The 13,723-nt window shown below is 68.4% G+C and carries 14 protein-coding genes; 8 read left to right on the top strand and 6 right to left on the bottom strand.

Annotated features, from left to right (window positions below; translation table 11 throughout):
• Window positions 1-121 precede the first annotated feature (121 nt).
• The 3 genes from purD to purH are packed head-to-tail and all read right to left on the bottom strand — an operon-like array spanning window position 122 to window position 3,930.
• Entirely contained in the window at window positions 122-1,405 is a 1,284-nt protein-coding gene (gene purD / locus QP512_RS18365) for a phosphoribosylamine--glycine ligase (RefSeq protein WP_286070131.1), read from the bottom strand.
• Window positions 1,406-1,463: 58 nt separating this feature from the next.
• Window positions 1,464-2,330 (bottom strand): hypothetical protein, encoded by an 867-nt coding sequence (locus QP512_RS18360; protein ID WP_286070130.1) that lies wholly within the window; start codon window positions 2,328-2,330, stop codon window positions 1,464-1,466.
• A gap of 16 nt (window positions 2,331-2,346) precedes the next feature.
• Window positions 2,347-3,930 carry a bifunctional phosphoribosylaminoimidazolecarboxamide formyltransferase/IMP cyclohydrolase gene (gene purH / locus QP512_RS18355; RefSeq protein WP_286070129.1) on the bottom strand — a complete coding sequence of 528 codons (1,584 nt, stop codon included), beginning with the start codon at window positions 3,928-3,930 and terminating at the stop codon, window positions 2,347-2,349.
• Window positions 3,931-4,139: 209 nt separating this feature from the next.
• On the opposite strand from purH, the gene QP512_RS18350 reads away from it, so the two are divergent.
• The 6 genes from QP512_RS18350 to QP512_RS18325 are packed head-to-tail and all read left to right on the top strand — an operon-like array spanning window position 4,140 to window position 9,948.
• A complete protein-coding gene (locus QP512_RS18350) occupies window positions 4,140-4,760 on the top strand; it encodes a CDP-alcohol phosphatidyltransferase family protein (protein WP_286070128.1) in 621 nt (206 codons plus the stop codon).
• 39 nt (window positions 4,761-4,799) lie between these two features.
• Entirely contained in the window at window positions 4,800-6,551 is a 1,752-nt protein-coding gene (locus QP512_RS18345) for a bifunctional alpha/beta hydrolase/class I SAM-dependent methyltransferase (protein ID WP_286070127.1), read from the top strand.
• Between the two features lie 23 nt (window positions 6,552-6,574).
• A complete protein-coding gene (locus tag QP512_RS18340; RefSeq protein WP_286072066.1) occupies window positions 6,575-7,879 on the top strand; it encodes a phosphatase PAP2/dual specificity phosphatase family protein in 1,305 nt (434 codons plus the stop codon).
• Window positions 7,876-8,313 (top strand): hypothetical protein, encoded by a 438-nt coding sequence (locus QP512_RS18335; RefSeq protein WP_286070126.1) that lies wholly within the window; start codon window positions 7,876-7,878, stop codon window positions 8,311-8,313. Before QP512_RS18340 ends, QP512_RS18335 begins: the two co-directional genes overlap by 4 nt.
• Before the next feature lie 13 nt (window positions 8,314-8,326).
• A complete protein-coding gene (locus QP512_RS18330) occupies window positions 8,327-8,956 on the top strand; it encodes a lysophospholipid acyltransferase family protein (protein WP_005411260.1) in 630 nt (209 codons plus the stop codon).
• Window positions 8,953-9,948 carry a phosphatidate cytidylyltransferase gene (locus QP512_RS18325; RefSeq protein ID WP_286070124.1) on the top strand — a complete coding sequence of 332 codons (996 nt, stop codon included), beginning with the start codon at window positions 8,953-8,955 and terminating at the stop codon, window positions 9,946-9,948. Before QP512_RS18330 ends, QP512_RS18325 begins: the two co-directional genes overlap by 4 nt.
• A 103-nt stretch (window positions 9,949-10,051) precedes the next feature.
• Here QP512_RS18325 and fis read toward each other — a convergent pair whose 3' ends face one another.
• From fis to prmA, 3 genes are all read right to left on the bottom strand, one after another.
• Window positions 10,052-10,327, bottom strand: a complete 276-nt coding sequence (fis, locus tag QP512_RS18320) for a DNA-binding transcriptional regulator Fis (RefSeq protein WP_005419706.1) — start codon at window positions 10,325-10,327, stop codon at window positions 10,052-10,054.
• Between the two features lie 114 nt (window positions 10,328-10,441).
• Window positions 10,442-11,206 (bottom strand): DUF3426 domain-containing protein, encoded by a 765-nt coding sequence (locus QP512_RS18315; RefSeq protein WP_286070122.1) that lies wholly within the window; start codon window positions 11,204-11,206, stop codon window positions 10,442-10,444.
• A gap of 42 nt (window positions 11,207-11,248) precedes the next feature.
• The gene (prmA, locus tag QP512_RS18310) at window positions 11,249-12,169 is read right to left on the bottom strand and encodes a 50S ribosomal protein L11 methyltransferase (protein WP_071229373.1); all 921 of its coding nucleotides are present in this window, start codon (window positions 12,167-12,169) and stop codon (window positions 11,249-11,251) included.
• Window positions 12,170-12,331: 162 nt separating this feature from the next.
• Between prmA and QP512_RS18305 the strand changes: the two genes are divergently transcribed.
• Together QP512_RS18305 and QP512_RS18300 are read left to right on the top strand one after the other, a co-directional pair.
• Entirely contained in the window at window positions 12,332-13,300 is a 969-nt protein-coding gene (locus tag QP512_RS18305; RefSeq protein ID WP_286070119.1) for a hypothetical protein, read from the top strand.
• Window positions 13,297-13,671, top strand: coding sequence for a hypothetical protein (locus QP512_RS18300; protein ID WP_286070118.1), 375 nt, complete (start codon window positions 13,297-13,299; stop codon window positions 13,669-13,671). The genes QP512_RS18305 and QP512_RS18300 overlap by 4 nt, the downstream gene beginning before the upstream one ends.
• Window positions 13,672-13,723 lie beyond the last annotated feature (52 nt).

Here is a 13,723-nt window from a genome sequence, read left to right as displayed (position 1 = left end):
TAAACCTGATCGACCGGAAGGGTCTGGGCGCTGTTCTTTAGAGCAAAGGCCCGGCATTGCCGGGCCTTCTCGTCGGTGGAACTCACCCAGAGCCACGCCACGCGTGGCTGCACCCCACACCTCACCCCTCGCGTGCGATCGCGCGCCAACCGATGTCGTTGCGGTGGAACTCGTTGGCCCAGGTCACCTTGGCCACGCCGGCATAGGCATTGGCCTGTGCGTCGCGCACGCTGTCGCCCAGTGCCGCCACGCACAGCACGCGGCCGCCGGCGCTGAGCACTTGGCCCTGCGCGTCCAGCGCGGTGCCGGCATGGAACACCTTGGCGCTGGCCGGCACATCGGCCAGGCCGGAAATCACGTCACCGGTGATCGGCGATTCCGGGTACGGCTTGGCGGCCAGCACCACGCCAAGCGACGGGCGCGGGTCCCACTGCGCCTCCACCTGGTCCAGGCGACCGTCGATGGCCGCCTCCACCAGGTCGACCAGGTCGGACTGCAGGCGCAGCATCACCGGCTGGGTTTCCGGGTCGCCGAAGCGCACGTTGAATTCGATCACCTTCGGCGCGCCGCTGGCGTCGATCATCAGGCCGGCATAGAGGAAGCCGGTGAAGGGAATCCCGTCGGCGATCATGCCCTGCACGGTCGGGTTCACCACTTCGCGCATCACGCGGACATGCACCTCCGGGGTGACCACCGGGGCCGGCGAGTACGCGCCCATGCCGCCGGTGTTCGGGCCGGTGTCGCCGTCGCCGACGCGCTTGTGGTCCTGCGAGGTTGCCATCGGCAGCGCATGCACGCCGTCCACCATCGAAATGAAGCTGGCTTCCTCGCCATCGAGGAACTCTTCGATCACCACGCGCGCACCGGCGTCTCCGAAGGCATTGCCCGACAGCATGTCACGCACGGCGTCCTCGGCTTCGGCCAGGGTCATCGCCACGATCACGCCCTTGCCGGCGGCCAGGCCATCGGCCTTGACCACGATGGGGGCACCCTTCTCGCGGATGTAGGCCAGCGCCGCGTCCACGTCGGTGTGCACGGCATAGAACGCGGTGGGGATGTTGTGGCGGGCCAGGAAGTCCTTGGCGTAGGCCTTGCTGCCTTCCAGCTGCGCGGCGGCGGCGGTCGGCCCGAAGATGCGCAGGCCGGCGGCACGGAAACGGTCGACCACGCCGGCCACCAGCGGCACTTCCGGGCCAACCACGGTCAGCGCCACGCCTTCGGCCTGGGCCAGCGCCAGCAGGCCGTCAATGTCAGTCACTTTCACTGCCACGTTGCGGCACTTGTCTTCGCTGGCGGTGCCGGCGTTGCCGGGCGCCACGATCACTTCGGTGACACGGGAGGACTGGGCCAGCTTCCATGCCAGGGCGTGTTCGCGGCCGCCAGAGCCGATGACAAGTACGTTCATCACGAGATTCCAGATTGCGTGGGAAGGGAAGGGCGATGTCCCCGGCGGCGCGCGTGGTTCACTCGCAGCCTTCGCGTTGCAGCGCGTCGGGGAAGGAATAGGTCCAGGTCTTCGGGTCCAGCGTGAAGCGGTGCGTACGGCGCACGTTGCTGCCGCCACAGCTGCTGCCCGTTTCCTCGATCAGCAGCGGCCAGGTGCGCGCGCTGCGGTTGCTGTCGTCCATGCGCAGTTCGAAGTCGACGTCGAACATGCGGGTGCGGCAGTCTTCGGCCTGCTCGGCGTCGTCGCAGTCGTAGGCCGCGGTGTTGTCGATGTGGCTGCGCACGCTGCCGGCATCCACCAGACCGTTCGGGCCGGGCAGGATGAAGCTCTGCGTCTGCAGCGAATAGCCCTGGCCGTACCAGCCGCTGACGTTGCGGAAGCCGTAGAAATCGCTGCCGAAGCGCAGGATCTCGACGCTGCCCGGACGGCCGCTGCTGCCATAGGTGCCGCCGGTCAGCTCGGCCGCCACGTCGAAGCCATCGCCGGCCGGGCGCAGCACGTAGTAGTCGATGGTGCCCGCGTCGGCATGGCCAGCGTCGACCACTTCGCCGCACACCGCCAGCAGCTGCTGCCAGCTGTCACCGCTGACCACGGGTTGCTCGGCACAGACCGCCCAGTCAACCGGGCGGGTGTCGCCGCCCTGCGCCCAGTTGCCGCGCCAGCCGTCGGACAGCTGCGCGTCCTCGCCGTAATGCGCGGTCAGGAAAGCCTGCAGTCGCGCGGTGCGGCTGACATGCCCGGCCGCTGCGGTGCTGGTTGCGGCCGGCGCCTCTGCCTGCAGGGCAGCGGCGGGTGCCGGTTCGGCGGCCGGCTTGCAGCCGGCCAGCAGGGCCGCGCCCATCAGGGCGGGCAGAACGAGGGGCTTGATCGAAACTGCGGACATCCGTGTCGCTCCAGCATCAGTGGCGGAAGTGGCGCACGCCGGTGAACACCATGGCCAGGCCGTGTTCGTCGGCGGCGGCGATCACTTCGGCATCGCGCATCGAACCGCCCGGCTGGATGACCGCCTTGATGCCGGCGGCAGCAGCGGCATCGATGCCGTCGCGGAACGGGAAGAACGCATCGGAGGCCATCACCGAACCTTCGACCACCAGGTTCGCGTCAGCGGCCTTGATGCCGGCGATGCGCGCCGAGTACACGCGGCTCATCTGGCCGGCGCCGACACCGATGGTGCGGTTGTCCTTGGCGTAGACGATCGCGTTGGACTTCACGAACTTGGCCACCTTCCAGGCGAACAGCAGGTCGGTGAACTGCTTGTCGGTCGGTGCCAGCTTGCTGACCACCTTCAGTTCGTCGCGGGTCATGCCGCGGTTGTCCGAGGACTGCAGCAGGAGGCCCGAGCCCACGCGCTTGCTGTCGAAGTTGTTCAGGCCGTCGCCGTGCGGGATGCGCAGCACGCGCACGTTGGCCTTCTTCTGTGCGTACTCCAGCGCGGCCGGCTCGTAGTCCGGGGCGATCAGCACTTCCACGAACTGGCGGTCCAGGATGACCTTGGCGGTGGCGGCGTCCAGCGGCGTGTTGAAGGCGATGATGCCGCCGAAGGCGCTGGTCGGGTCGGTGGCGTAGGCCAGCTCGTAGGCATCGCCGTTGCCGGCACCGACGGCCACGCCGCACGGATTGGCATGCTTGACGATCACGCAGGCCGGCGCGCCGAACTGGCGCACGCATTCCCACGCCGCATCGGCGTCGGCCAGGTTGTTGTAGCTCAGCTCCTTGCCCTGCAGCTGCTGGAAGGTGGCCAGCGTGCCCGGCACCGGGTACAGGTCGCGGTAGAAGGCGCCGCTCTGGTGCGGGTTCTCGCCGTAGCGCAGGTCCATCACCTTCACGAAGGTAGAGTTCATCTGCGCCGGGTACTCGGCGCGGGCCGGCACGGCGGCGTCGGTGGCGGTCACCGCCGACAGGTAGTTGCTGATCGCGGCATCGTACTGGGCAACGCGATTGAACGCGGCCACCGAGAACGCGAAGCGGGTGGCAGCCGTCAGCTGGCCATCGTGGGCGTCCAGCGAGGCCAGCAGTTCGGCGTACTGCGACGGGTCGGTGGCCACCGCCACGCGGGCGAAGTTCTTGGCCGCCGAGCGCAGCATGGCCGGGCCGCCGATGTCGATGTTCTCCACCGCATCGGCCAGGGTGCAGTCGGCCTTGGCGGTGACCGATTCGAACGGGTACAGGTTCAGCACCAGCAGGTCGATGGCGCCGATGCCATGCTCGGCCATCACCGCATCATCCAGGCCCGAACGGCCCAGCAGGCCACCGTGCACCATCGGGTGCAGGGTCTTGACCCGGCCATCCATCATTTCCGGGAAGCCGGTGACCTCGGCCACGTCCTTCACGGCCAGGCCCACATCGCGGATCGCCTTGGCAGTGCCGCCGGTGGACAGCAGCTCCACGCCGCGTGCCGCCAGCGCAGTGGCCAGCTCGACCAGACCGGTCTTGTCGGAAACGGAGAGGAGGGCCCGGCGGACGGGCAACAGATCAGCAGTCATGGGACAGAATCGGCAGCGGAGCGGGGCCGATATTGTAGGCGGTGGGGGCCGGTGGCGGGCGCCGCGGGGCGAAATCGGCCGAGGGCAGGGGCCGGTGGCCGCCTTCGGCACAGCCCGGTCGGCCGCAGACGGCACACAATCCGATGGGGCGGCAGCGCCCTGATCGGGTAGGCTGTGCCCGGACTGCCAAGGATCAGCAGGTACAGATCGTGTCGATCTATGCATTGAAAGGACGTTTCCAGGACCTGTTGCGCCCGGCCGTAGGTGGCCTGTATCGCATGGGCATCACCGCCAATACGGTGACCGTGGCCGCTGCCGTGGTCTCGCTGCTGGTGGCCGCAGCCGTGGGGTGCTGTGCGCCTGCCCGGCCGCTGCTGTACCTGCTGCTGCCGCTGTGGATGCTGCTGCGCATGGGGCTCAACGCTGTGGACGGCATGCTGGCCCGCGAATTCGGCCAGCAATCGCGGCTGGGCGCCTATCTGAACGAAGTGTGCGATGTGATCGCCGATGCGGCGCTGTACCTGAGCCTGCTCAGCGTACCGGGCGTGCGCCCGGAGACGCTGTGGCTGCTGGCCTGGACCGCGGCGCTGAGCGAGTACGCCGGCGTGCTGGGGCTGATGGTCGGTGCCAGCCGCCGCTACGACGGCCCGATGGGCAAGAGCGACCGCGCCTTCGTGATCGGTGTGCTGGGCCTGTTGCTGGCCTTCGGCTGGGTCGGCGCGCTGACGGTCAGCGGCGTGGCCGCAGCCATGGCAGCGTTGTGCGTGCTGACGATGATCAATCGCGTACGGCGCGGGCTGAAGGAATCCGCGGCGACGCCGCAGCGATAGACACACCAAGACAACACGCCACATCAGTCAGGAGATTGCATGCGTCAGGCGCAGGAACGGGAATTCCACAGCTTCGACCAGGTACCGCTGTTCTACCGGTACTGGGCGGGCACCACTGCAACCCCGGCCACCAGGGCCATCGTGCTGCTGCATCGCGGCCATGAACATTCCGGCCGGGTCACCCACCTGGTCGATGAGCTGGACCTGCCCGACACCGCCTTCTTCGCCTGGGATGCGCGCGGCAATGGCCGGTCGCCGGGCGCGCGAGGCGATGCACCGGGCTTCCCGGCGCTGGTACGCGACCTGGACAGCTTCATCGCCCACATCGGCGCGGCGCATGGCATCGCGGTGGAAGATATCGTGGTGATCGCGCAGAGCGTGGGGGCGGTGGTCGCCGCGACCTGGGTGCATGACTACGCGCCGCGCCTGCGCGCGCTGGTGATGGCTTCGCCGGCGTTCAAGGTGAAGCTGTACGTACCGTTCGCGCGGCCGGGCCTGGCATTGATGCAGAAGCTGCGCGGCAACTTCTTCGTCAACAGTTACGTCAAGCCGCAGTGGCTGACCCACGATCCGGCGCGGGTGGAAAGCTACCGCACCGATCCGCTGATCACCCGGCCGATCTCGGTGCGCGTGTTGCTGGGCCTGTACGAAGCGGCAGATCGCATTGTCGCCGATGCGCAGGCGATCAGCGTGCCGGTGCAGCTGCTGGTGTCCGGTTCGGATTTCGTGGTGCACCGTGGCCCGCAGGATCGCTTCTACGAACGCCTGTCGAGTCCGATCAAGGAGCGCGTGCACCTGCCGGGCTTCTTCCACGACACGCTGGGTGAGCGCGACCGCGCACCGGCACTGGCGCGTATCCGCAGCTTCATCCAGGCGCGCTTCGCCGAACCGCTGCACGAGCTGTCGCGTCGTGACGCACATCGGCATGGGCCGACCTTCGAGGAATCGGAGATCCTGGCCTGGCCACCGGAGCGCAACAGCCTCGCCGACCTGCGCTGGCGCGTGGTGCGCGGCGGCCTGCGCGTCGGCGGCACGTTGTCCGAAGGCATCGCACTGGGCCTGCAGACCGGTTTCGATTCGGGCAGCACGCTCGACTACATCTATCGCGACCAAGCGCGTGGCAAGGGCCCGCTGGGCCGCATGGTCGACCGCAATTACCTGGACGCAATCGGCTGGCGCGGCATCCGCATCCGTGGCCAGCACCTGCAGGAACTGCTGCGCGATGCTGCCCAGCGCCTGCGCGGGCAGGGCACCCCGGTGCGCGTGCTGGACGTGGCCGCCGGCCATGGCCGCTATGTGCTGGAAGCGCTGGGCCAGGGCCAACAGCGCGCCGACCGCATCGTGCTGCGTGATTTCAGCGATCTGAACGTGACCCAGGGCCAGGGCTTGATCGAGCGCCTCGGTGCGGCCGACATCGCACGCTTCGAGCAGGGCGATGCGTTCGATCCGGCGCAACTGGCGGCGGTGGACCCGGCGCCGACGCTGGCGGTGGTATCGGGCCTGTACGAACTGTTCCCCGACAACGATGCCGTGCTGCGCTCGCTGAAGGGTATTGCCGCAACGGTGCCGGTGGGCGGCTACCTGGCCTACACCGGCCAGCCCTGGCACCCCCAGCTGGAATTCATCGCGCGCGCGCTGACCAGCCACCGCGGCGGCGCCGCGTGGGTGATGCGCCGCCGTACCCAGCAGGAGATGGATGAGCTGGTGCGCCTGGCTGGGTTCGAGAAGGTGGCGCAGCGTATCGATGACTTCGGCATCTTCACCGTGTCGCTGGCGCGCCGGACCGCGTGATGGCGACGCTCGCCGCCACCCCGCTGGCCGCGGAAGGGCGCCCCTGGCGGCGCGCCCTGCTGTGGCTGGCCCTGCTGGGCCCGTTCTTCTTCGCCAGCTATGGCTTTGCCAACTGGATGGCCGGTCGCCATGCCGAACTGCCGGTGATGGCGTTCGCCTGGGAGACCCGCATTCCGTTCGTGCCGTGGACGATCGTGCCCTACTGGTCGATCGACCTGTTCTACGCGGTCTCCTTCTTCCTGTGCAGGCAACGGTTGGAGCTGGACCGGCATGCGCTGCGGCTGTTCAGTGCACAGCTGATCGCCGTGAGCTGCTTCCTGCTGTGGCCGCTGCGCTTCAGCTTCGAGCGGCCGGAGATCGGCGGCGTGTTCGGTTGGCTGTTCGATGTGCTGCTGGGCTTCGACAAGCCGTTCAACCAGGCGCCATCGCTGCACATCGTGCTGCTGATCGTGCTGTGGGTGAAGTTCGCGCAGTACCTGCACGGCGTGTGGCGTTGGGTGCTGCATGTGTGGGCACTGCTGATCGGTGTCTCGGTGCTGACCACGTTCCAGCATCATTTCATCGATATCCCGACCGGGCTGCTGGCCGGGTGGCTGTGCGTGTGGCTGTGGCCGGAGCAGGGCACGCCACCGTTGCGGGCCTGGCGCACCGTGCGTGATGCCAAACGGTGGCGATTGGCAGCGCTGTACCTGCTGGGGGCCGCCGTATTGCTGGTGCCGGTGGTGCTTCTGCGTGGCGCGGCGTTGTGGCTGCTGTGGCCGGTGGTGTCGCTGCTGCTGGTGGCGCTTGCCTATGCCGGGCTGGGTACGGCGGTGTTCCAGAAGCGCGCCGATGGTCGCTTGACGATGGCGGCACGCTGGCTGCTGGCTCCATATCTGGCGGCAGCGTGGATCAACTCACGGCTATGGACCCGGCGCGCGGCGCAGCCGGTGCCGGTGCTGGATGGCGTGTGGCTGGGCCGGATTCCCTGCACGGCGTTGCCGACACCTTTGGGGGGCGTGGTCGATGCCTGCGCCGAGCTGTCCTGCTGCGCGCCGGGTGCGGCTTACGCCGGTGTGCCGATGCTGGACCTGGTGGTGCCGGAACCGGAGCAGCTGCGCGAGGCAGCCGAGGCCATCGCGCGCCTGCGGGCGCAGGGGCCGTTGCTGGTGTGCTGTGCACTGGGCTATTCGCGCAGTTCGGCCAGCGTGGCGACCTGGTTGCTGCGCAGCGGTCGTGCGGCGGATGCCGATGCGGCGGTGGCGATCGTGCGTGCCGCGCGTCCGGGCATCGTGCTGGGCAAGGCACACCTGCGCGCGATCACCGTTGCCGCCGGAGACCCTGCATGAGCACGACGCCTGACATTGCGACCATGCAGCTGCTGTTGCGGCAGGGGCGTTGGCCGGCAGGCCTGTCGCTGGGGCTGCTGCTGGTGGCATTGCTGCTGCTTGGCACCGAGCCGGGCCTGGCGATGATCGCTGCAGGGTTGCTGCTGGCCAGCATGTTTGCGGGGGTGGCACAGACGTACCACGCGTGGCGGGTGGCGCTGGACGCCAGCCTGCTGCAGCTGCTGCGCGATGAGGGCCTGGACGGCGATGCCGCCGCGCGCCGCACCGATCAGCTGCTGCGGGACAGCGGCCTGCGCCGCGCGTCGCCCGATGCGCCCCTGCGCGGCTGGGACGCGCGCTGGGCCGGCATGCGCCGCCTGCTGCTGCGCCAGTACCTGCTGACCGCGGTGCAGTTCGCGCTGCTGGTGCTGGCCGTGTTGTGGCCGCAGACGTGAACGGGAGGGACACATGTTCGCCGAACTGATTGCCCGCGCCTGCAGTGGCGCGATCCATGTGGTGACCGGCGCGCGTGCGCTGTGGATCGGTTGCGCGCCGTCCAGCGAGCGTCGCGTGTACTACGGCAACCACGCCAGCCATGGTGACTTCGTGCTGATCTGGTCGTCGATGCCGCCTGCGTTGCGGCGCCAGGTGCGCCCGGTTGCTGCTGCCGAGTACTGGCAGCGCGATGGCCTGCGTCGCTACCTGATCGATGCGGTGTTCAACGGCGTGCTGGTCGAGCGCGAGGCCGGGCATCGCCAGCAGGATCCGCTGCAGGCCCTGCGTGATGCCGTGGACGAGGACTGCTCGTTGATCCTGTTCCCGGAAGGCACGCGCAACGTGGGCGATGAGCCGTTGCTGCCGTTCAAGAGCGGCATCTACCACCTGGCCCGGCAACGCCCGGAGCTGGAATTCGTTCCGGTGTGGATCGACAACCTGAAGCGGGTGATGCCCAAGGGCCGCTTCCTGCCGCTGCCCTTGTTGTGCACGGCTACCTTCGGCACGCCGCTGCGGTTGCAGGCCGACGAGGACAAGGCTGCATTCCTGGCCCGCAGCCGCCAGGCGCTGCTGGACCTGGCGCCGAACGGAGGGCGCGCATGAGTTTTCTGATCGATGTGTCCGGCGACCTGGCAGCGCAGAGCGTGGGCCAGCAGACCGGGCTGCTGTTCGCCGGTGTCGGTGCGGTGCTGGTACTGGCCACGCTGGTGGCTGAAACGTTGCGCTGGCGCCAGCGCGGCCAGCCCAGCCCGGTGATCGCCAACCTGGTATCGCGCATCCGCGCGTGGTGGGTGATGGCGATCGTGGTCGGGCTCGCGCTGTTCTTCGGCCGTACCGGGGTCATCGTGCTGTTCGCGATCATCTCGCTGTTCGCGCTGCGCGAGTTCATCACCCTGGCGCCGACGCGCTCGGGTGATTACTACGCACTGCTGGCGGCGTTCTACATCGTGCTGCCGTGGCAGTACTACCTGGTGTGGATCGACTGGTACGGCATGTACACGCTGCTGATTCCGGTCTATGCGTTCCTGTTCCTGCCGATCCTGTCGACCATCGGTGGCGATACCACGCACTACCTGGAGCGCACGGCGAAGGTGCAGTGGGGGCTGATGATCTGCGTGTTCTGCATCTCGCACGTGCCGCTGCTGCTGAACCTGCACGTGCCCGGCCATGATCCGTCGCGCAACGTGCTGCTGTTCGCCTTCCTGGTGATCGTGGTGCAGTCCTCGGACGTGCTGCAGTACATCTGGGGCAAGCTGCTGGGCAGGCGTCTGATCGCACCGAAGCTGTCGCCGTCGAAGACGGTGGAGGGCTTCGTCGGCGGCGTGCTGAGTGCCAGCGCGCTGGGCGCAGCGCTGTGGTGGATCACCCCGTTCACGCCGCTGCAGGCGTTCGGCCTGTCGCTGCTGATCAACCTGATGGGGTTCTGGGGTGGCCTGGTGATGTCGGCGATCAAGCGTGACCGTGGCATCAAGGATTGGGGCCACATGATCGAGGGCCATGGCGGCATGCTCGACCGGCTGGATTCGGTGTGCTTCGCCGCGCCGGTGTTCTTCCACGTGGTGCGGTATTACTGGAAGGCGGGCGGTGTGGGGTGATCACCGCCGGGGGCGGATCCCTTCGCACAGCGAAGGGCTCTGACCCTGATTGCCATCGTTCATGCGGTTGCCGGCCAGCGGCCGGCACTACCCACACGCGCGTTTACGCGCTGATGCCGTATTCCTTCAGCTTCTTGCGCAGGGTGGCACGGTGGATGCCCAGCATCGCTGCGGCACGGCTCTGGTTGCCTTCGCAGTGGTTGAGCACTTCCACGAACAGCGGAATCTCCATCTCGCGCAGCACGATCTCGTAGACATCGTCCGCGTCGCAGCCATCGAGGTCACGCAGGTAGCGGCGCACGGACTGGGCGACATGTTCACGCAGCGGTGGCCGGGGAGCGCCACGACTGTTGTCAGGACGAGAAAGGACAGCGTTCAAGGAGGTTCCCGATTCGGTTGGCCCGTGCGCGCGGAGCGCGCGGCCGGACGAGGTGGTGGCGGCCAGTCTAGCGCGAGCGTGCCCGGCCTGCCACGGCCGGTCGCCTTTCCACGGTCAGAGGAAGTCGAAGGTGAATGCGACGGTGGATGCGGCGGGTTCCTGCACGCGGAAGGCGACGCGTGCGCTCTGGCCCGGGTCCAGCAGGCCCGCACCGGGGTTCTCGCCCAGATACTGTGCGGGGGTGAACACGCCGCTGCCGATCACCCGGCCATCGGCATCGGACAGCGACAGGCGGAGGTTCGGCCAGGCTTGTGCCCAGCGTGCATCGTTGCGGATACTGGCCTGCACCTGCAGCACACCGGCCTGCCCGGGCAACGGTCGGATTTCGCGGCTGGTCATGGTGAAGGCGGTGGGTTCATGCCAGGCCGGCAGGCTGCAGCGCAGGACGCCACAGAGCGTGCCCAGCCATGCACGGTTGCCGGCGTCTGCGGCGAGCCGCGCTCTATCGGCAAGCACGCTCTGCAGCACCAGCAGCAGCGCCAGCCCCGCGACCAGCAGCCAGTGCCAGCGGGGTGCAGGCAGCGTGCGGGCACGCGCGCTGCCGAGGAAGCTGGGAGCATCACTGGCGGCCGCTGCTGCCTGCACCGCGAGCGGCGCCGGCTCGATAGGCGCGGCGTCGTCAACGATGACAGCGTCATCGTCCTGTCGCGTCTTCGGCGTCCGCGGCAGGTCGATGGGCTCGACCGGCATCCGCTGCACAGGCGTTGTGTGCCCGGCGTCATCCTGCGTGCGCGCATCGGTCGCAGGCACGGGCTGACCTTCCGGCGCGGTGCGCAGGAAAGTCGCCAGGGGGCGTCGCGGTGGGTTCGGCTCGGACATGCTCAGGGTGCGGGCTCGGATCCAGCGGTCATTCAACCACGATCAGGCGCGGCGCACGCCGGTGATGCGCATCCAGTCGCCATCCTGGGTGGCCTGCAGGTCATCGAACCATGCGGCATAGCGCTGCAGCAGCTCACCTTCCTGGCCGTGCAGGATGCCGGACAGGGCAATGCGGCCACCGGCGGCCACGCGCGCGGCCAGCAGCTCGGCCAACGCGTCCAGGGCCGAGGCAAGAATGTTGGCGACCACGATCGGGTAGGTGGCGACCGGCTCGTCCTGCGGCAGGTAGACGTGCATGCGCGCCTGCTCGCCGTTGCGCTCGGCATTGTCGGCGGTGGCGACCAGCGCCTGCGGATCGTTGTCCACGCCGATGGCTTCGGCGGCGCCCAGCTTCAACGCGGCAAGTGCGAGGATGCCGGAGCCGCAGCCGAAATCGAGCACACGCTGGCCCTGCAGCAGGCCATCCACGGCCAGCTGGTCCAGCCAGCGCAGGCACAACGCGGTGGTGGGGTGGGTGCCCGAGCCGAACGCCAGGCCCGGGTCCAGGCGCACCACGGCGGCGTCGGCGGCCTGCGCGGCCTCCGGCAGTTCATGGTTCCACGGCACGATCCAGGTGCGGCTGCCGAAATCCATCGGCTGGAACTGGTCCAGCCAGGCGCGTTCCCAGTCTTCGTCCTCGACCGCACGGAAGCTGCCGCTGCTCCAGTCCAGCTCCGGATCGAAGGATTCCAGGGCGGCCAACAGCAGCAGCGCATTGCTGTCGGCCGGGAACAGCGCGCTCAGCACCAGGGTGTCCCACAGCGGGGTCTCGCCCACGCCCGGCTCGAGGATGGCCTGTTCGTTGCTGGTATCGGCCTCGGCATCAAGCAGCGTGACGGCCAGTGCGCCGACGTCCTCCAGCGCATTCTCGTAGCGGGGCTGGGTGGCTTCGGTGCAACGCAGGGTCAGTTCCAGGAACGGCATGGCGGTGGGGGCGATCGCGGGAAAGGGGCCATGCTAGACCATCGGAGCGTCTCCGTATTGCTTGAGATGCGGAGCCGAGATGAACGGAGCCGGTTCAGACAGCCCTGTCGGGCCTTGCTAAACTTGGTGCTTTACTGTGCGCCGCAAGAGCTCACTGCCGCGATGGCCTTCGCTCCTACCCTGAAAACCTGGTTGCTCGTGCTGCCGGCGGTGGCCGTGCTGGGCGTGGCCGGGTATCGGGCCAGCGGCCACGTGGGATCGGTACCGGTGACCGCCGGCGAGCCGCCGACGGCGCAGGTTGCGGCGGCGGACGATGCCGCGCCCCTGCCGGTCGTGCCGGAAGCGCTGGCGCGGCGCCTGGCGGCGTTCGAGCGTGGCAATGCGCTGCCTTCGGGCCTGCCATTGGACCTGCGCGCGGACATCGAAGATGCCACCGATCTGTATGCCTACGCCCAGCGCCTGCGCGTGCAGGCCGACGACGGCAACCACGAAGCCCGCTGGATGCTCAGCCGGGTCTATGACTACTGCGCGCAGTACGCGATCGATCCGGGCGGCTATCGGTTGGACAACAACGTGCTGGCCGGGCTGGGCCTGACCGCCGCGCCGGCCATGGTGCAGGCCCGCGAGCGCGTGGCACAGCGCTGCGGCGGCTTCGTACCCGGTGACAAGCTGGGGTCCGCGCTGGTGCTGGCCGAGCGTCGCAAGGCGGCCGCACAGGGCAACCTGGCTGCGGAAGCATCGCTGTTCGCCGAGGGCGAACCGCTGCATGACAGCCCCGAGTACCGCCGCGACCTGGTCGAGCGGGTGCGCACATCGCGCGATCCGGAGGCCTTCATGGCGATCGCGCCGGGCATGGGCGCGCGTGCGGCGGGGGACAGGGCGCTCGATGGCCTGGTGGCGGGCGAACAGCTCAGTGAACTGGCATGGCGGCTTGCCGCCTGCGAACTCGGTCTACCGTGTGGTGCCGACAGTGTGCTGGTCAACAGTTTTTGTGCGAACGGAGGGATCTGTTCGCAGGATGAGACACAGGATTTCCGGGATTTCGTGTATGACGCTGCGCTGTCGCGGCAAGGTGCGGGGAAAATGAAGCAGTGGATCAAGCGATTGGTTGGAAAGAGGGACGGGCAATGAATTACCGTCGATTCCTGCATGGGGCCAAGTTCTGGTTCTGGGTGGCGCTGTTCGTGGCCTATTCGGCCGGCGCGGTCGGCCTGCTGATGATCGATACCTACGAGGATCGCTATCGGCACCTGTCGAAGGTGGAACTGACCACGGTGAAGGCGCAGGAAGATGTGCGCCGCGTGGGTGCCAGCCAGGTCGCAGCGGTCTACCGCGCGCAGAGTGGCATGCCGTTCGCTTCGCTGCCGGCCGGCAGCACGTTCCAGGTGGTGTGGCCGGATGGTTCCACCGAAACCATGGTGATCGTCGACCCGACCTCGCCCAATGGTGTCCGCCCGCTGGCGAATTCGCAGATCCCGGCGCAGGCGGCCAGCAAGCGCTGAACCTGCATCTGTAGCGCCGAGCCATGCTCGGCTGCTTTTCCAGCAGGCCGGG

This window comes from Stenotrophomonas sp. 57 (assembly GCF_030291075.1).
Taxonomy (GTDB): Bacteria; Pseudomonadota; Gammaproteobacteria; order Xanthomonadales; family Xanthomonadaceae; genus Stenotrophomonas.
Note: the sequence above shows the minus strand (reverse complement) of the source record. Positions and strands in the feature narration are given on the sequence as shown.